The organism is Bacillus sp. ABR (assembly GCF_056172715.1).
The window spans coordinates 83272-100893 of record NZ_JAOYSL010000003.1; the positions used below are offsets into that span (position 1 = coordinate 83272).

Sequence of the window (17622 nt, forward strand, 5' to 3'; positions counted from 1 at the left end):
TCCACTTTTTCAAAACGTATAAAAAAATCTATATATTGTTTTTGCATATAAAAAATTATATAATCTAGTGGAATAAACAAATGAGGTGCTTAGGCATGGAACATATAAAGAATTTATTACAGAGCTATATTCCTTTAGCAAAATCTACTGCAAAAATGTTTGGACCAAATTGTGAAGTCGTGATTCATGATTTAACGAACCCTCAAGCATCAGTCATGTTTACAGTCAATCATCATGTGACGGGAAGAAAAATTGGTCAATCATTTGATCATTTGGTAAAGACTGTTTTACAATCAGAAGATTTTAAAGAAGATTATCTCGCTGGGTATACATTTAAAACCGAAGACAACCGTACCATTCGTTCTTCGACTTCATTAATTCGTGATTCCGAGCAAAAGGTGATTGGTGCATTCTGTATCAATTTTGATGTTGAAGCATTGAATCAAATGCAGCAATTTATGGATACTTTTCTTTCTACAAAAGTTGAAGTTCAAGAGAATGAAACAACAACAACAAATGATGATCTTGAAAATGTGGAAGAAATCGTAGATCAATTGATTCAACAGATCATTCAAAATAGTGTTCACCCAGTCATGAAACGCCATGAAAAAATTGAATTAATAAGGTTCATGGATGAAAAGGGAATTTTTTTAATGAAAGGTTCAGTTGAGAAGGTCGCATCTATGTTAGGTATTTCTAAAGTCACTGTCTATAGCTATTTGGATGAGATCAAACATAAATCGAATGAAGGAGAAACGAAATGAAAAGCATCCTTGAGGTAGGGAATCTAAAAGCCAACGGACACTATGCATTCGCAACCATTCATCAAAACACCGTTTATGTTTCAGGACAATTTGCCATCAATCCTGAAACGAGAGAAAAAGAATTCGGCCCTATTGAAGAAGAGACATTACAAGCGCTTAAAAATGTCGAGATGATTGTTGAAGCGGCTGGAAGTAAAAAAGAAAAGATTTTGCGAATGACATTATACATTTCTGATATTGAACTATGGGACAAGGTAGATGCGGTTTACACTGAATTTTTCGGTGAACATCAACCAGCACGTACTGTTGTACCAACGAATGAATTACATTTCGGTTTCAAAATTGAAATTGATGCTATTTCTTATATTTAGAATATTTTTTTGCCTATGATATATAAAAAAGTATATTTCGTATAAAAAATTATTCGAAGGGGATGATGATCGATGAATCAATTGATTTGTAACGATTGTGGGAAAAAATATGAGATGACAACAACCCTATGGAAATGTGATTGTAACGGCGTATTAAACCTGGTGAAAGATACCCCTAAAATAGATATGGCGGCTTGGGATCACTATCCAAACTCATTATGGCGTTATGTTGAAACCATGCCCTTTTCAAAGGGTTCTAAGACTTGGGAATCTGTAACAATGGGTGAAGGTCAAACTCCTTTAATCCTTTTAGATCCGAATGAGCCAAATACTTATGTAAAAGTTGACTATATGATGCCTACACTCTCCTTTAAAGATCGAGGAGCTGCTGTTTTAATGACAAAGGCAAAGGAATTAGGGGTATCAAAAGTCATTGCGGATAGCAGCGGGAATGCAGGAACAGCGATTGCCGCTTATGCAGCTCGTTGCGAGATTGCATGTGACATCTATTTAAGCGATGAAACTTCACCTAAAAAGGTCGCTCAAATAAAAGCCCATGGAGCAACGATTAAAGAAATTCGTGGTACACGCGAGGACATTGCCGCTGCAGCCCAAAAAGCAGTAGACGACGAAAACGTTTTTTATGCAAGCCATGTGTATCATCCTTATTTTTTTGAGGGGACAAAAACATACGCATATGAAATCTATGAACAAATAAAAGGAGCTCCAGATGCTGTAATCATTCCGGTTGGAAACGGCACTCTCCTTCTAGGAGCGTATTATGGCTTTAAAGAGCTATTTGAAAATGGTTTGATTCATAAAATACCGAAAATCATTGCCATACAAGCGAAAAACTGTGCACCTCTTGTGAAAGCTTATCAAAACGAGGAGGAATCAGCATCGCCTGTTACGAATACAGGGACCTTAGCAGAAGGGATAGCCATTGCTGCCCCGGCGCGCTCCAAACAAATTCTACAAGCTGTACAAGATACCAATGGTACATTTATAGATATTGAAGAAGATGAAATATTGAATGCACGCTCTAAACTAAGTGAAAAAGGATTTTATGTGGAAGTGACATCTGCAGTCAATTTTGCCGGCTACTTGAAATATAAAAAGGAATCAAAAGAAACCATCGTCATACCTCTTTGCGGGGCAGGGATTAAGTCAAAATAAGCCGTAGAATACAACTTGAAAGATGACATCATCCCATTGCTGGAACAATCCGATTCTGATAGTTACTTATCACCAGAGGTTTGTCAGACCGTTGCTGCGAGATTGCGTCAACTGATCCGCCATTGGCTAGTAGATGATGACATAGATAAAATGAACGCTCTCTATCTAGCAGAAGGTATGGAACTAGTGCATGAACAAAATGAGGTATTGGGATTTATATAGGAAGAGGTCGAAAAATAGCTGTTTCATTATCATTCTAAGAGTATCTCAAGAGAGATGCTCTTTTTCTTGCCTGAATGCACAATCTCTTTTGCCCAAAAGTACAATTTCACTCAACTTCTAACTATTTTTTCATTTGTTCTTCTCCCCAATAGCAAATCGCATCTAATACAGGCATCAATGATAATCCCTTTTCCGATAAACTATATTCTACTTTTGGAGGCACTTGAGGATATTCTTTACGATTAATTAATTGATCCGCTTCAAGTTCTTTTAGTGTATTGGTTAATGTTTTAAAAGAGATAGTCCCGAGCATTCGTTTTAACTGATTATAGCGAATAGGACCATTGTTTGCATATAAGGCATACAGTACCGTCATCTTATATTTCCCACCAATTAAAGATAAAGTATACCCAAATCCAGTTTCTTTTAGGTCAACATTAGCTGTAAAGGATTCTTTCGTCATTTCACACTCTCCTTTAGGTTAGTATCGCACTTTAATTACCGTACTTGTAGTACGTTATAGCATACAATAAAATGAATGTACATCAAAATATGATGAAAATAACAAAAAAGGGTGAATGAATAATGAAAACGATTGTCTATGCACATCCTTGGGACGGAAGCTATAATCGTGCCATTTTGACTTCCATTACAGAAAATCTAGAAACAAAGAGAGAACCATTTCAAGTGATCGATTTATATAAAGATGGGTTTAATCCCGTTTTTTCAGCTGAAGAATTGAAGTATTTTATTAAAGGCGAAACACCTTATCAATTAGTTAAGGATTATCAAAAGAAATTAAGTCAGGCAACTGAATTAATATTTATATTTCCTGTCTGGTGGTGGGATTTACCTGCAATTTTAAAAGGATTTATTGATAAAGTCATGTTAAGAGGTTTCGCATTCTTAGAAGATAAAAACACTGGGGCTTTAAAAGGTTTATTGACAAATATTAAAAAAACAACTGTGATCTCAACATCTACAACAGATAAGGATTATATAGAATCTGAAGGTGGGAATGCGATTCAAAGCGTTTTTATTAACAGAACTCTTGCTGACTTGGGACTTAAAAATGAAGACACCCAATGGATTCATTTTTCAAGAGTTAACTTAACAACAGATGAAAAGAGAAAAATATTTTTAAACGAAATATCCCAAAGTATTTAATTTACTGTTGCAGCCAATAAGGAAAGGCACAACCTTTACGACCAATCTAATTTATTGAGAAGGTGGTAGAGGTTGTGAAAAATTAAATATGTATTCTCATTTCTTAGTTTACATAATATATATTCTAGGAAGTTAAACAACAAACGAATTTCCTTTGTCTCAAAACTAAGTATACTTATCTTATTGAGACAAAAAAGAAAAAATCAATTTTAAATTGATTCATCTAAATGCTTTGATGATATTCTGACGATTTCATGGCCATAAACATTTCGCTGCAACGTTTTTGTCACAACAACGCCAGATGCTATGAGCTTTGCTATCAATCGTTCATTATAGCTCCAGTTGATGTTCGATTGTGTATTTACCAAATAAATGCTTTTTTCGTTCTAATATGTCAAAACATCTAGTCCAACATTACACTTGAAACATGCTCATTAATCATTGTATCCATCAATTCCACCTCTCACCAAAAGAAATTTCTTTTGACTAACATTTTTTCATTACGTTCCTCCCTCCTGTTATTTACGAATCAGCAAGTCTCATTTATAATCGAGTAGATTTGTTCAATAACATATATATCTTTAAATGTGAGGGATTAGATGGAATTAAAGTGGTATAAAGCAATTATTGTGATCTTTACGATGTCTGGAATCTCCATTTCTACATGGTTTTCGCGGACACCGGAAGTTAGAGATTTATTACAAGCAAACACAGGAACAATGGGACTTATTTTACTCGGTTTATCTGTTGGCTCAATTGTTGGGCTTGTTCTTTCAAATGTATTCGTCCGCAAAAAAGGCGGCCGAGTGGCGATTGTGATCAGTGCTTTTTTGATGTTCCTTGGATTCACTACTCTTGCCATTGGTTCAACGCTCTCTTCTATCTTTGTCGTCACTTCTGGTCTTTTTCTTTTTGGAGCAGGCTCTGGCATGTGTAATGTAGCGATGAACTTAGAAGGAACAGAGATTGAGTACAGCATCAACAAAACCATTCTGCCTATATTGCACGCTTCCTTTAGCATTGGGACGTTAATTGGAGCAGGTGCTGGTATTCTTTTTATCCATCTAGGGGTTTCTGTATTGATACACCTTCTCGCTATTGCCCTTCTATTCTTCCTCAGCATATTGATTTGTACACGGTTTATCCCGCATGGGACAGGAAAAGATCAGCATGAGATGCAGTCAGATACAGTTGAGCCTACTCAAACGGCATGGCTGAACAAACGAACGATATCTCTTGCGATGATCGCCTTATGTCTTGCGTTTGTCGAAGGCTCGGCCAATGATTGGATTCCACTTGCAATGGTGGATGGCTATCAAGTTTCACATTCCATGAGTACGGTCATCTATGCTTTGTTTTTGTGCGGCATGATTAGCGGCAGACTGATCAGCGGACGATTGATTGATCGCTTTGGCAGAGTGTTATTGCTAAGAGTGGCCATTTTATCAGCAGCTGCCGGACTATTCTTAGTCATTTTAAAGATTTCACTTGTTGTATGTATGATATCGATCTTTTTATGGGGACTTGGCGCATCTTTAGGCTTTCCGCTGACCATTTCTGCAGCTGGCGATGATAGCCGGTACGCTGTCAAACGCGTCAGTATTGTGACCTTATCTGGTTACACAGCCTCCCTTTCCGGCCCTCCTATTTTAGGGCTGCTTGCTAATCAAGTTGGACTGCTTCATGCCTTTATCTTTGTTCTATTTGCCATATGTATTGCAGGAATCTTTACTAAAGCTGTAGCAAAACCACATTCATTACAAGCTCACTAAACGTGTCTGATCCTTGATCATGGCACTTTTTTTAAATTTAAAAAATAAAATTGAAACCTTTCATGAAGTGAAACAGTCCTATAGATGTCCTGATGTTTATCGTTTTTTTAAAGAGGGAAAGTAAAAAAATAAGACTTTTCAAATAACTGAAAACGTGGTAAGATCATGAAAATAACCAGGAAGGGGTGAGAAAAATGAAAAAAAATATGCTATTAAAATTAGGTGTTTTATGTATAGCACTTGCAAGTTTTCATTTGTTCTCAATGCCTCATTCCGTTCAGGTATACCATCATGCGAAGGTGGTTGCCGATCAAGAATCACATGAAATGAAAATCGTCCAGACAATGGGCGATGAAAAGAAACAAAAACATGTGAGCGCAGTATTTGCCGCATTTACAGCACTGCTGATTATTGGCAGTATGACAGCTGGATTTGCGCGCATCACTCATACTGATCGATTTGACCGGAAAAAGAAGCATTTACTTGCAGTGTTCTATCAATCTTCTTATTTCCGACAAGCTCGTGTTTAACCCAACCATCTAAATCAAAACAAAAATTGGGAGGTTTTACACGATGTTATTTTTCTTAAGAATTTTCATTCTAGGTCTATTCTCTGTCACTTCACTTTCTCTTTTCGTTTACCAAGGAATTGAAGTAGTGCACGCCATTACAAGCATGTTTGGCAACCACGAGAGCTAATTGACCTGTATATAAAAAGAAACCCCCTGCCAATCGCAGGGGGTTTTCGTTTGCTTATTTATTGTCATCTGGTGCACGTTCAGGAGTCAGAAGGACATGAGTCACTTCTCCCTGCTCTTCCTCATCTACAATAAATGACCCATTGCTATAGCGGTCATTCGCTCTTAAAGTAGAAATATCTAGTGGAATTGTTGTGCCTTTTTCGGTATCTATCTCAAGTGTATCGTGCAGCGCTGCAGCGATCACAGCCACAATACGGTGTGGGTTTTTCTTTAACTCTCTCAGCATAAGAACTCCGCGTTTCGCTCTTGATGTTTTATCAAATTCAGAGAGGTTCATTCGCTTTACAGCCCCTCTTTGTGTTGTGAGCACAAGGACATCGTTCTTCGGATCAATGATCTGGCCAGAGACTACCTCGTCCCCTTCCTTCAAGTTGATTCCTTTGACACCTGCCGCTCTCGGTCCAACAACACTTACTTCTTCTTCATCAAACCATAAACCGTAACCATTTTTCGTTGCAATAAACAATTCCTGCTGTCCTGTTGTGACATGAACATCTACGAGTTCATCGTCACCTTTTAGATTCAAGGCGACAAGCGGTTTCGAATAACGCTGCGCTTTATATTGAAGAAGCTCTGTTTTCTTCACCATTCCACCTTTCGTAAAGAATAAAAGATATGACGTTTCATCAAATTCTTTTATTGGAATGGCTTTTTGGATTGATTCCTCGCGATCAATCGAAATGATATTCGTAATATGCTGCCCCATGTCTTTCCAGCGTATATCTGGCAGCTGGTGAACAGGACAATAAATGTAGCTTCCTTTATTCGTAAACAGTAGAAGAACATCCGTTGTATTCATTTCAAACTGATGAATCAAACGGTCAGTATCCTTCATACCAAAGTCCTTACCATTAGATGCAGCATAGGAGCGCTGGCTTGTTCGTTTAATGTAACCATCCTTCGTGACTGTCACGTAAACATCCTCTGATGCGATCATCACTTCAAGGTTAATCTTAATTTCTTCGATTTTTTCCTCAATGACGGATCTTCTCTCATCAGCATATGTCTTTTTGAGCTTTTTCAGGCTGTTTGTAATGACCTTCAGCAGCTTTTTCTCGTTCGCTAAAATGTCTTCAAGCTCTGCGATGCGCACATCAAGCTCTCTTGCTTCGTCTCTTAATTGCGTAATATCTGTATTCGTTAAACGATATAACTGGAGTGAAACAATCGCTTCTGATTGTGCTTCTGTAAAATCATATTTCGCCATCAAGTTGTTTTTTGCATCTCGCTTATCATTAGAGGAGCGGATTGTGGCAATGACTTCATCTAAGATGGAAAGTGCCTTAATTAAACCGTCTACAATATGGTGGCGTTCCTTCGCTTTTCGAAGCTCGTACGCTGAGCGGTTCGTCACCACTTCCTTTTGATGGGCAATATATGCATCTAGTACAGTTGTCAGCGTCATTAAGGTCGGTCTTCGATTATGTATCGCTACCATATTAAAGTTATACGGGATTTGCAGATCTGAGTTTTTATATAAGAAATTCAGCACACCATTTGCATCTGCTTCTTTTTTCAGCTCTACTACGATTCGAAGCCCAGTACGGTCTGTTTCATCTCGGACCTCTGAAATACCTTCTACTTTTCTTTCAATTCGGAACTCGTCCATCTTTTTGACAAGGTTGGCTTTATTCACTTCGTAAGGAATTTCTGTGATCACGATTTGCTGGCGTCCGCCGCGGATGGTTTCAATCTCCGCTTTTCCGCGAATCATGATCTTCCCTTTTCCTGTTTCATACGCTTTCTTAATACCGTCTACACCTTGAATGATACCGCCCGTTGGGAAATCCGGCCCTTTGATGACTGTCATTAAATCCTCAACCGTACAATGCGGCTGTTCAATTCGCTTAATGACGCCATCAATGACCTCTCCAAGATGATGCGGCGGGATATCTGTCGCATAACCAGCTGAAATCCCTGTTGATCCATTCACGAGAAGATTTGGGAACATTGCTGGTAATACAACTGGCTCTTTGCTTGTATCATCAAAGTTTGCAACAAATTCGACCGTTTCCTTGTCTAGGTCCTTTAAAAGCTCCGAAGCAATGGCAGACAGTCTTGCTTCCGTATAACGCATGGCAGCAGGCGGATCTCCATCAATACTCCCGTTATTTCCGTGCATCTCAATCAGCACATTTCGTACTTTCCATTCCTGACTCATTCTTACCATCGCTTCATAAACAGATGAGTCCCCGTGCGGATGGTAGTTACCAATCACGTTACCGACTGTTTTAGCGGCTTTACGGAAGTTTTTATCCTGCGTATTTCCTTCTGCGTACATCGCATATAAAATTCTTCGTTGTACGGGTTTTAGACCATCACGTGCATCTGGAAGCGCACGGTCTTGGATAATATATTTACTATAGCGCCCAAACCGGTCGCCGATTACTTCTTCTAATGGTAAATCATGAAATCGTTCTTGTTGTGCCATGTTTAAACCTCCTCAGCTAGCGACAAGTTTTCATTTTCAAGAATGTTGCTTTCCTCATCAAGTCCAAAGGCGACATTCTTTTCAATCCATTTACGGCGTGGTTCTACTTTGTCACCCATTAAAGTTGTGACGCGGCGTTCCACACGTGCAGCATCATCAATTTTGACCCTGACAAGTGTTCTCGATTCTGGATTCATTGTCGTTTCCCATAGCTGGTCGGCATTCATTTCACCTAACCCTTTGTAGCGCTGAATCGTGTACCCTTTTCCAACTTTCTTCAATACGTCATCCATTTCTTCATCAGACCATGCGTACTCAATAATCTCTTTTTTTCCTGAGCCTTTGCTGACTTTATATAAAGGCGGAAGTGCAATAAACACTTTGCCATGCTCAATCAGCGGCTTCATATAGCGGTAGAAGAATGTTAAGAGAAGCACTTGAATATGCGCTCCATCCGTATCCGCATCTGTCATGATGACGATTTTGTCATAATTGATGTCTTCCACATTAAAATCGACACCGACGCCTCCACCAATTGCATGAATAATGGTGTTGATTTCTTCATTTTTGAAAATATCAGCAAGCTTTGCTTTTTCAGTATTGATGACCTTTCCGCGCAGAGGCAGAACCGCTTGGAATTTACGGTCACGTCCCTGTTTAGCTGACCCGCCCGCTGAGTCACCCTCTACTAGATATAGTTCGTTTCTTGCTGGGTTTCTAGATTGGGCAGGTGTTAATTTTCCGCTCAGCGTTGCTTCAGACTTTTTCCGTTTCTTGCCGCTCCTCGCTTCTTCACGGGCTTTTCTAGCAGCTTCTCTTGCCTGCTGCGCTTTAATCGCTTTTTTCACAAGAAGAGTGGCTGTTTCCCGGTTTTCTTCAAGGAAATACGCAAGTTTTTCAGAAATAACAGCATCAACAGCTGAACGAGCCTCACTTGTCCCAAGCTTTCCTTTTGTCTGCCCTTCAAATTGAAGCAGCTCTTCAGGAATTCTGACAGAAATAATAGCAGACAGTCCTTCGCGAATATCAGTGCCTTCTAAATTTTTGTCTTTTTCTTTTAAAAGGGCCACTTTGCGTGCATATTCGTTAAAGGCTCTCGTCATGGCCGTTTTGGCGCCAGACTCATGTGTTCCGCCATCTTTTGTTCTGACGTTATTGACAAAGGAAAGGATATTCTCCGAGTAGCCATCGTTAAATTGAAAAGCAAAATCTACTTCAATGGACTGATGCTCTCCTTCAAATGAGACGACTTCACTTAGAACATCTTTTTCTTCATTTAGATAAGCAACAAAGGCTTCAATGCCTGTCTCATAATAAAACGTTTCTTGTACATCATGCCGTTCATCGATCAGCTCTATTTTTAACCCTTTTAATAAAAAGGCAGATTCTCTTAAACGTTCTGATAATGTATCGAAATTATAGGTCGTAACACTGAACATGGTTGGGTCCGGCTTAAAATGAATTAGTGTTCCCGTTTTTTTCGATTTTCCGACTTTTTCAAGTGATGTGACAGGTTTACCGCCGTTTTCAAAGCGCTGATGATAAATAAATCCGTCCCGTTCAATCGTGACAGTAAGCCATTCTGACAGCGCGTTCACAACCGATGCCCCAACTCCGTGAAGTCCACCACTTGTTTTATATCCACCTTGACCAAATTTTCCGCCTGCGTGCAGGACCGTTAAAATGATCTCAGGTGTCGGTTTTCCAAGCTTATGCATACCAGTAGGCATTCCTCGCCCTTTATCTTGGACGGAAATGCTGTTATCTTTATGTATTTTGACAATGATATGATCTCCATGGCCAGCGAGCACTTCATCGACAGAGTTGTCTACAATCTCATAGACAAGGTGATGAAGACCGCGGGAATCCGTAGATCCAATATACATCCCTGGACGTTTACGGACCGCTTCAAGCCCCTCTAGCACCTGAATAGAATCATCGTTATAATCTACTTGCTGCTTTTTAACCAAATGCTTAATCCCCTTTCACTAACAAACATAACCGGCTAATCATCAAATGATCTCTCTAGATTTTAATGATGATCATGCTGCTCATTACTGTCCACTTTAATAAGCTGCATCATCACCATGCATGTGGGATTGACCAATACATGCTCTTTTGCACAGCTATGAGAATCATTCTACATTCTGCAATCAGAACTAGAAGTCCATTATAAACAAGACTGTTTCATAAGCCAAATGCAATCATATGATGGTTTTAGCAAAACAGAACAAATGTTCTATATTTATCTTATCGCTCTTTTTCTCGATATGCAAGGCCGCCGATATGTCCCTGTCGCCTTATTTTATCGCTTTCTTCTAGAATCGCAAATATATTTCTGCAACAAAAAAGCAAAAATCCTTGAAAAACCAAGGATTTTTGACGAATTAATGAGTTTTTGTCAACGCATGAGCCACCTTGATACATAAATCCATGATGGCGACCTTGCCATTTTCCTCAATCAGCCTTTTCGCTTCATCGTGATATATGCCTTGCTGCGCCCAAAAAACAGGTGCGTCTATTTGGAGAAACTCTTCTGCCACCTCTGGCAAAAACTCTGAACGTCTAAAGACATTGACGATATCAACAGGCTCTTTTATGTCTTTTAAAGAAGCGACTGCTTTCACACCGAGTGCTTCATCGATCGTTGGATTCACTGGGATAATCTCATACCCGGCATCCTGCATCGCTTTAGACACCATATAAGACGTCCGGTGCGGCTGATCTGATAATCCAACAACAGCAATTCGTTTACTGCTCTTTAATATACGGCCGATTTCTTCTTTCGTAGGATTGTTCATCAAGACACTCCTTTTCCTCTATTTTAGCGAATTTCTGCTTAAAAACAAAGCTGAATCCATCTGCTTTGGATTTTTTCAAAAAAAGTTCCCCATGTTTTTCACAAGATCATGTTAAAATGTAAGACAAGAGGGAGAATATAAAGGAGTTATGCAGATGTTAATTGCTTTGATGTTTATTTTGGCTTATCTTCTCGGCAGTATTCCATCCGGTCTCATTGTCGGGAAAGCTGCAAAGGGTATCGATATCCGTGAACATGGCAGCGGAAACCTAGGTGCGACGAATGCATTTCGTACACTTGGCGTAAAAGCAGGGTCTATTGTGATTACTGCTGATATCCTAAAAGGGACGCTTGCTTCAGCTTTACCGTTTTTCATGCAGCTGGACATCCATCCCTTATTAGCAGGAGTTGCTGCTGTTATCGGTCACAGCTTTCCTGTCTTTGCAAAATTTAAAGGGGGAAAGGCAGTCGCTACATCAGGCGGTGTGCTGCTATTTTACGCCCCATTCCTATTTATCACGATGATCGCTGCTTTTTTCTTATTTTTATACATTAGTAAATATGTTTCACTATCATCTATGCTGACCGGGATCTATACATTCATTTACAGCATATTCACCAAAGACCTATTCTTAATCATTGTTGTTGCCGTTCTTGCTGGCTTTGTGATTTACAGACACATCGCCAACCTCAAACGAATTCTCAACAAAACTGAACCGAAAATCAAATGGCTCTAGCCGTTTCATCCATTTAAATATGTGGTAAAAGTAAAGAAAAGCTGTTTTTGCATCCTGCATTTTAAAAAACAGCATGACTTCAAAAAGGGGCGATCACATTGAAATTAACAATAAAAGAAGATGCACTCAATTGGTACAAGGATGAATTAGATTTAGAAAAAGGTGATCAAGTTCGCTTTTTTGTGAGATATGGCGGGTGCAGTAATGTTCAAAAAGGCTTTTCTCTCGGCGTCGCAAAAGATGAACCTCAAAATGTCGGCGCAACTGCTGAAATAGAAGGTATTACTTTCTTTATTGAGGAAAGTGATATTTGGTACTTTGACAACCATGATCTGCATATTGATTATAACGAGTCCGTGAAAGAACCAGAATTTCATTATGAATAAACAAAAAAGATACCTCATCCCTCGGGTATCTTTTTTGTTTTACACCTCAATATACAGCCCATACTCTTGAATGTTTCCTAAAGACCGTTCCTTTTGCAGAATTCTTTTTTGCGGCTCACCGATCAAGTCAAAATGAGGAAACCCTTCGCGGTCATGAATCCATTCTTTTTTTAGTCCATGTCTTTCTCCCCACTCAACTAACCGCTTCATATCCTGACAGGCTGCTTTTGTGACGGTATTGGCATTTGGAAAACGGTCATCGAGCCAGTAGTGTGTTAAAAAAGCAACTTTTCCTTCCTGGACAGCTGTTTTCCAAGCGTTTAAATCGCTTCGTTTAATACCAAAAGCCATAAATTAAACCTGCTTCTTCGACTGTTCATATACTTTATGCCAAGCAGGAAAGGCTTTTCTAAATTGAATAGGTCTAAAGGTGTCTTTATCTACACAAATATGTGAGGTTGTCCCTGTAATCGCTGTTTGTCCATCAGGTTTTTGAATTTCATAGCCATACACCGTTTTGACACCATTATATTCTTCAATCCATGTATGAACGGTTGCTGTTTCACCATACAGCAATGGTTTTTTATATTGAACCTGCAAGTCTATAACAGGTGCAAGAGCACCGTCTGCTTCTAGCTGCGCATAGGAAAACCCTAATTCTTTAATCAATGCTGTTCTGCCGACTTCCATCCAGATTAAATAATTGGCATGATATACGATGCCCATTTGATCTGTTTCTGCATAACGGACTTCTATTTCTTTTTTGGATACATACACGTTTCATCGCTCTCCTATCAAAACCTAAGGTCTGTCTCTGCCATTTTACCACATTCCAAATGGTTCTTCTAAAAAGAGGCAATAAAATAAACCAGGAATCCCTGGTTTATTCAGTATAGCCATTCTTTCTTGCTGCTTCTTCGTCCTTTATCTCAGAACGCATCGCGTCAATACTCATTTTGCGGTTTTCGTTTTTTTGTTTGATCATTTGCTTTTCTGTCTCAGTCGAAACGGACATCGCTGCTTCAGATTCATCGATATTGTCAAGTGTGTTCTCGATCATATCTTGCAGCTTTTCAACATTATCAGATCGATCATCTGGATTGGATTGATATGACTCGTTATTCATGATGATTCCCCTCCTTATTCGCCCTTTGTCTGTATCACATCTGGCTGTTCATTTGATTTATTATGCATCTTTTTACCTTTATTCCGTTTGTATGCTACAGGTTTTGTCCCTAAATGGTCTGGCGTAAACTGCGCTTGTTTATCATGCTCTCTACCCATTATTCATCCCTCCCTCTTCTTTAGGATGAACGAAAACGGATAATTCATGACTTATTTTTGTCTAAATCGTTCTTCCAACTTTTCTTCAAGCTGGTTTAAAAATTCCTCATTGCTTAATAATTCTTTTTTATTTTCAAGCACAAGCTCTTCAAATGTGCGTCGTTTTCTTCTTCTCATTCCACTCACCTCCATATATGTATGGTTACATTTTCGCCAAAACATTTGGAAAATAAGCAAAAAGAGCTGAATCATTATAGATCCAGCTCTTTTTCAATTTCTTTTTTTGTCAGCATTTGATGCTTCACAGACATGATGCGTCCTTTTTCATCTAATATGTAGGTCGTTGGGTATGAAAGAACCTGATATCTTGCTTGAATGCCTTTTTGGTCCAATAAAACAGGAAAGCTCAGCTTTAATTCTTTTGTGAATGCTGCCACATGATCCACACTCTTTTCAGTGGTCGTCAAATTCACCGCTAGTACTTCAACTTGGTCATTTTCACTCCTGATTGCGTCTAGATCCGGCATTTCTGTCCTGCACGGCTTACACCATGTCGCCCAGAAATTGACGAGCACCTTTTTCCCTCGGTAATCAGATAACGAGGCGGTTTTGCCATCAAGGGTTTTTAGTTCGAAATCAGGGGCTTGATCCCCTTTTTCAAGACCGATTGCGGGCTCTTTTGGCCCAAATAAATTCCACGCAAGTAAACCAATCAACACAAGTAAAACAGCGCTTGCCATTCCTTTTTTCCACATGATTGATCCTCCACTATTTTAAAAAAGAAGAGAAAGCTGTTGAATCGCCTTCTCTTCTTTGCTGTATTAGTTGCTTGCCAATTTTTCGCGAAGTACCATTTGAAGGATACCGCCATGACGATAGTAGTCAATTTCAACTTCACTGTCAAAACGAACGACCACTTCAAATGTTTTCTCGTTGCCATCTGTGTCAATTGCTTTCACAGTGACGAGATCACGCGGACGAACTGTTTCGTCAACATGAACTTCAAATGTTTCTGTTCCTGTTAGACCATGAGTTTCTGCACTTTCTCCGTCTTTAAACTGCAAAGGAAGTACGCCCATGAAGACAAGGTTACTTCTGTGGATACGCTCAAAGCTTTCAGCTAGAACAAATTTAATTCCAAGAAGGTTTGTTCCTTTTGCAGCCCAGTCACGTGAAGAACCCATTCCGTAGTCTTTACCTGCTAAGATCGCAAGACCTGTTCCATCTTCTTTATAGCGCATGCATGCATCATAAATGGATGTCACTTCACCAGTTGGCCAGTAAGTTGTATAACCGCCTTCTGTTCCTGGTGCAATTTGGTTCTTAATACGGATGTTTGCGAAAGTACCTCTCATCATGACATGGTGGTTACCACGGCGAGATCCATATGAGTTAAAGTCTCTAGGCGACACGCCTCTTTCTTGCAAGTATTTGCCCGCAGGTGTGTCCTTACCAATCGCTCCAGCAGGAGAAATATGATCAGTTGTAACAGAGTCACCGAACTTCGCAACTACGCGTAAGCCTTTAAGCGGTTCAACTTTACCAGGTTCAACTGATAGGTTTTCAAAGAATGGCGGGTTATCAATGTATGTGGAATTTTCATCCCATTTGTACAATGCATCATCCGTCGTTTTAATTTCATTCCAGCGGTCATTGTTGTCAAAAACAGTTTCATACTCTGAACGGAATAGCTCAGGTGTGACAGTGCTTTTAACGACGCTGTTGATTTCGTCCATTGATGGCCAAATGTCATTGAAATAAACGTTTTCGCCATTTTTATCGACACCGATAGGATCTTTTGTTAAATCAATATTCACCGTACCTGCAAGTGCATAAGCCACAACTAATGGTGGAGATGCAAGGTAGTTTCCTTTCACAAGCGGATGGATACGACCTTCAAAGTTACGGTTACCTGATAAAACAGAAGTGATCAGCAGATCATTTTCAGAGACAGCATCTTCAATTTCTTTCTCAAGCGGTCCTGAGTTTCCGATACAAGTTGTACAGCCATATCCAACAATGTTAAATCCGAGGTCTCTTAAATATGGAAGAAGTCCTGAATTCACAAGGTATCCTGTTACAACTTTAGAACCCGGCGCTAGTGACGTTTTCACGTAGTTTGGCACTTTCATACCGAGCTCACTTGCTTTCTTCGCAACAAGACCTGCTCCGATTAACACGTATGGGTTCGATGTATTCGTACAGCTCGTAATCGCTGCAATCGCAATCGCACCTGTCTTCATCACAGCTTTTTCACCGTTTGCAAGATCAAATTCGATTTGTTTATCAAGCTCTGATTTATCTAAGCCAAACCCTTGGTTACCAGCTGGGCTTTCGATGTGTTTATGGAACGTCTCTTTCATTTGAGAAAGTGGAATCAAATCTTGTGGACGTTTAGGACCAGATAAGTTTGACTCAATTTTAGAAAGATCAATTTCCACAACATCAGTAAAAACTGGTTCTTCTGCATCTGGCGTATAGAATAAGCCATTTGCACGAGAATATTCTTCAACGATATTAATTTGCTCTTCATCACGTCCAGTAAGGCGAAGGTAAGCAAGTGCTTCTTCATCTACTGGGAAGAATCCACAAGTAGCACCGTATTCTGGCGCCATGTTCGCAATTGTTGCACGATCTGCTAATGGCAATTGAGCAACACCCGGTCCGAAGAACTCAACGAACTTGTTTACTACGCCTTTTTCACGAAGGACTTGTGTGACTTTTAATGCAAGGTCAGTTGCAGTCGTTCCGTTTGGAAGCTCTCCAACTAATTTAGCACCAATCACTTCTGGTACTGGGAAGTATGAAGGCTGACCAAGCATACCAGCTTCCGCTTCGATACCGCCAACGCCCCATCCAAGTACACCGATACCGTTAATCATCGTTGTATGAGAGTCAGTTCCAACTAATGTATCTGGGTAAGTGATGATCTCGCCATCTTCTTCAATCGCATGAACAACACTTGCAAGATACTCTAAGTTCACTTGGTGAACAATTCCTGTTGCAGGCGGAACAGCTTGGTAGTTGTTAAACGCTTTCTTTGCCCAGCTAAGGAAGTTATAACGCTCTGCGTTACGTTCGAATTCTAAATCCATGTTAATGTTTAATGCATCTTCAGTTCCAGCTTTATCAACTTGTACTGAGTGGTCAATAACAAGGTCAACTGGAATTTCAGGGTTAATTTTATCCGGATCCCCGCCCACATCTGCCATTGCTTTTCTTAAAGAAGCAAGGTCAACGACGGCTGGTACACCCGTGAAGTCTTGTAAAATAACACGAGAAGGTTTAAATGGAACATCAATTTCTTTTACCTCGGCAGTTCCCCATTTTGCCAAGTTTTCAACGTGTTCCTTCTTGATCACTCTACCGTCTACTTGGCGAAGCACTGATTCTAAAAGTACCTTAATGGAATAAGGCAGCTTAGAAACATTTCCAATTCCTTGTTTCTCTAGTGCTTCTAACGAATAATAGTGATACGTTTTCCCATTTGTCGAAAACGTTTTTCTAGATTGAAAAGCGTCTTGTTTAGCGACTTGCTGCTGTTTCGACATGTCCAAAATCCCCCTTTTGATGATCAAGATCAATTTCAATTCTCAGAAAAATCGTCGTATTTCACCACAATTTTCTCACAATTTCATCTTAAAACAAATTCATACATAAGTAAATAACAATGCTTTTATTAAATTCAATAAGTTTAACTTATCATTAGGAAATGATTACTCTTCATAAACGAAGCGCAGCGGGTTCATAC

The 17622-nt window shown here is 39.5% G+C and carries 20 protein-coding genes; 9 read left to right on the forward strand and 11 right to left on the reverse strand.

Going from position 1 to position 17622, the window contains the following annotated elements:
- Positions 1–95: 95 nt before the first annotated feature.
- The 3 genes from OIT90_RS10505 (at position 96) to OIT90_RS10515 (ending at position 2311) form a co-directional block, all read left to right on the forward strand.
- The gene (locus OIT90_RS10505; protein ID WP_474892528.1) at positions 96–764 is read left to right on the forward strand and encodes a helix-turn-helix transcriptional regulator; all 669 of its coding nucleotides are present in this window, start codon (positions 96–98) and stop codon (positions 762–764) included.
- Positions 761–1135 carry a RidA family protein gene (locus OIT90_RS10510; protein WP_041085166.1) on the forward strand — a complete coding sequence of 125 codons (375 nt, stop codon included), beginning with the start codon at positions 761–763 and terminating at the stop codon, positions 1133–1135. Before OIT90_RS10505 ends, OIT90_RS10510 begins: the two co-directional genes overlap by 4 nt.
- 72 nt (positions 1136–1207) lie before the next feature.
- Positions 1208–2311, forward strand: coding sequence for a threonine synthase (locus OIT90_RS10515; RefSeq protein WP_474892529.1), 1104 nt, complete (start codon positions 1208–1210; stop codon positions 2309–2311).
- A gap of 343 nt (positions 2312–2654) precedes the next feature.
- Here the strand turns inward: OIT90_RS10515 and OIT90_RS10520 are convergent, their stop codons facing one another.
- Entirely contained in the window at positions 2655–2996 is a 342-nt protein-coding gene (locus OIT90_RS10520; protein WP_039178956.1) for a winged helix-turn-helix transcriptional regulator, read from the reverse strand.
- Positions 2997–3118: 122 nt separating this feature from the next.
- Here OIT90_RS10520 and OIT90_RS10525 point away from each other — a divergent pair, with 122 nt between their 5' ends.
- The 4 genes from OIT90_RS10525 (at position 3119) to OIT90_RS10540 (ending at position 6171) form a co-directional block, all read left to right on the forward strand.
- The gene (locus tag OIT90_RS10525; RefSeq protein ID WP_474892530.1) at positions 3119–3700 is read left to right on the forward strand and encodes an NAD(P)H-dependent oxidoreductase; all 582 of its coding nucleotides are present in this window, start codon (positions 3119–3121) and stop codon (positions 3698–3700) included.
- A gap of 599 nt (positions 3701–4299) precedes the next feature.
- Positions 4300–5472, forward strand: a complete 1173-nt coding sequence (locus OIT90_RS10530; protein WP_474892531.1) for an MFS transporter — start codon at positions 4300–4302, stop codon at positions 5470–5472.
- 194 nt (positions 5473–5666) lie between these two features.
- Positions 5667–6002 (forward strand): hypothetical protein, encoded by a 336-nt coding sequence (locus OIT90_RS10535; RefSeq protein WP_039178946.1) that lies wholly within the window; start codon positions 5667–5669, stop codon positions 6000–6002.
- 43 nt (positions 6003–6045) lie between these two features.
- A complete protein-coding gene (locus OIT90_RS10540) occupies positions 6046–6171 on the forward strand; it encodes a hypothetical protein (protein ID WP_254966705.1) in 126 nt (41 codons plus the stop codon).
- A gap of 54 nt (positions 6172–6225) precedes the next feature.
- On the opposite strand, the gene parC is transcribed toward OIT90_RS10540, so the two are convergent.
- From parC to OIT90_RS10555, 3 genes are all read right to left on the reverse strand, one after another.
- Complete coding sequence (gene parC / locus OIT90_RS10545; RefSeq protein WP_059375377.1) at positions 6226–8664, reverse strand: DNA topoisomerase IV subunit A; 2439 nt, start codon at positions 8662–8664, stop codon at positions 6226–6228.
- 2 nt (positions 8665–8666) lie between these two features.
- Positions 8667–10634 (reverse strand): DNA topoisomerase IV subunit B, encoded by a 1968-nt coding sequence (gene parE / locus OIT90_RS10550; protein WP_039178939.1) that lies wholly within the window; start codon positions 10632–10634, stop codon positions 8667–8669.
- A gap of 417 nt (positions 10635–11051) precedes the next feature.
- Positions 11052–11465 carry a CoA-binding protein gene (locus OIT90_RS10555; RefSeq protein ID WP_039178937.1) on the reverse strand — a complete coding sequence of 138 codons (414 nt, stop codon included), beginning with the start codon at positions 11463–11465 and terminating at the stop codon, positions 11052–11054.
- 154 nt (positions 11466–11619) lie between these two features.
- On the opposite strand from OIT90_RS10555, the gene plsY reads away from it, so the two are divergent.
- Both plsY and OIT90_RS10565 read left to right on the forward strand, forming a co-directional pair.
- A complete protein-coding gene (gene plsY, locus OIT90_RS10560; protein WP_024425146.1) occupies positions 11620–12201 on the forward strand; it encodes a glycerol-3-phosphate 1-O-acyltransferase PlsY in 582 nt (193 codons plus the stop codon).
- Positions 12202–12299: 98 nt separating this feature from the next.
- Positions 12300–12587 carry a HesB/YadR/YfhF family protein gene (locus OIT90_RS10565; RefSeq protein ID WP_247544144.1) on the forward strand — a complete coding sequence of 96 codons (288 nt, stop codon included), beginning with the start codon at positions 12300–12302 and terminating at the stop codon, positions 12585–12587.
- Positions 12588–12626: 39 nt separating this feature from the next.
- On the opposite strand, the gene OIT90_RS10570 is transcribed toward OIT90_RS10565, so the two are convergent.
- The 7 genes from OIT90_RS10570 to acnA all read right to left on the reverse strand — a co-directional run bounded on the left by OIT90_RS10570 (position 12627) and on the right by acnA (position 17422).
- Complete coding sequence (locus tag OIT90_RS10570) at positions 12627–12938, reverse strand: hypothetical protein (protein ID WP_039178934.1); 312 nt, start codon at positions 12936–12938, stop codon at positions 12627–12629.
- Positions 12939–12941: 3 nt separating this feature from the next.
- Entirely contained in the window at positions 12942–13364 is a 423-nt protein-coding gene (locus tag OIT90_RS10575) for an acyl-CoA thioesterase (RefSeq protein ID WP_024425143.1), read from the reverse strand.
- 106 nt (positions 13365–13470) lie between these two features.
- On the reverse strand, positions 13471–13713 hold the full coding sequence (gene tlp, locus OIT90_RS10580; protein ID WP_024427090.1) for a small acid-soluble spore protein Tlp: 243 nt from the start codon (positions 13711–13713) through the stop codon (positions 13471–13473).
- Positions 13714–13727: 14 nt separating this feature from the next.
- Positions 13728–13871 (reverse strand): acid-soluble spore protein N, encoded by a 144-nt coding sequence (locus OIT90_RS10585; protein WP_008357830.1) that lies wholly within the window; start codon positions 13869–13871, stop codon positions 13728–13730.
- A 51-nt stretch (positions 13872–13922) separates the two neighbouring features.
- Positions 13923–14048, reverse strand: coding sequence for an FbpB family small basic protein (locus tag OIT90_RS10590; RefSeq protein ID WP_003211002.1), 126 nt, complete (start codon positions 14046–14048; stop codon positions 13923–13925).
- Positions 14049–14122: 74 nt separating this feature from the next.
- Positions 14123–14626, reverse strand: coding sequence for a TlpA family protein disulfide reductase (locus tag OIT90_RS10595; protein WP_047203113.1), 504 nt, complete (start codon positions 14624–14626; stop codon positions 14123–14125).
- Positions 14627–14692: 66 nt separating this feature from the next.
- Complete coding sequence (gene acnA, locus OIT90_RS10600; RefSeq protein ID WP_064498511.1) at positions 14693–17422, reverse strand: aconitate hydratase AcnA; 2730 nt, start codon at positions 17420–17422, stop codon at positions 14693–14695.
- Positions 17423–17622 lie beyond the last annotated feature (200 nt).

Bases quoted from the DNA above. Each gene is read 5' to 3' on its own strand.
- OIT90_RS10570 (WP_039178934.1), bottom strand. From the start codon at position 12,938: ATGGCTTTTGGTATTAAACGAAGCGATTTAAACGCTTGGAAAACAGCT.
- OIT90_RS10510 (WP_041085166.1), top strand. From the start codon at position 761: ATGAAAAGCATCCTTGAGGTAGGGAATCTAAAAGCCAACGGACACTAT.
- OIT90_RS10525 (WP_474892530.1), top strand. From the start codon at position 3,119: ATGAAAACGATTGTCTATGCACATCCTTGGGACGGAAGCTATAATCGT.
- OIT90_RS10590 (WP_003211002.1), bottom strand. From the start codon at position 14,048: ATGAGAAGAAGAAAACGACGCACATTTGAAGAGCTTGTGCTTGAAAAT.
- OIT90_RS10595 (WP_047203113.1), bottom strand. From the start codon at position 14,626: ATGTGGAAAAAAGGAATGGCAAGCGCTGTTTTACTTGTGTTGATTGGT.
- plsY (WP_024425146.1), top strand. From the start codon at position 11,620: ATGTTAATTGCTTTGATGTTTATTTTGGCTTATCTTCTCGGCAGTATT.
- OIT90_RS10515 (WP_474892529.1), top strand. From the start codon at position 1,208: ATGAATCAATTGATTTGTAACGATTGTGGGAAAAAATATGAGATGACA.
- OIT90_RS10520 (WP_039178956.1), bottom strand. From the start codon at position 2,996: ATGACGAAAGAATCCTTTACAGCTAATGTTGACCTAAAAGAAACTGGA.
- OIT90_RS10555 (WP_039178937.1), bottom strand. From the start codon at position 11,465: ATGAACAATCCTACGAAAGAAGAAATCGGCCGTATATTAAAGAGCAGT.
- OIT90_RS10540 (WP_254966705.1), top strand. From the start codon at position 6,046: ATGTTATTTTTCTTAAGAATTTTCATTCTAGGTCTATTCTCTGTCACT.
- OIT90_RS10585 (WP_008357830.1), bottom strand. From the start codon at position 13,871: ATGGGTAGAGAGCATGATAAACAAGCGCAGTTTACGCCAGACCATTTA.
- tlp (WP_024427090.1), bottom strand. From the start codon at position 13,713: ATGAATAACGAGTCATATCAATCCAATCCAGATGATCGATCTGATAAT.
- OIT90_RS10530 (WP_474892531.1), top strand. From the start codon at position 4,300: ATGGAATTAAAGTGGTATAAAGCAATTATTGTGATCTTTACGATGTCT.
- OIT90_RS10505 (WP_474892528.1), top strand. From the start codon at position 96: ATGGAACATATAAAGAATTTATTACAGAGCTATATTCCTTTAGCAAAA.
- acnA (WP_064498511.1), bottom strand. From the start codon at position 17,422: ATGTCGAAACAGCAGCAAGTCGCTAAACAAGACGCTTTTCAATCTAGA.
- parC (WP_059375377.1), bottom strand. From the start codon at position 8,664: ATGGCACAACAAGAACGATTTCATGATTTACCATTAGAAGAAGTAATC.
- OIT90_RS10535 (WP_039178946.1), top strand. From the start codon at position 5,667: ATGAAAAAAAATATGCTATTAAAATTAGGTGTTTTATGTATAGCACTT.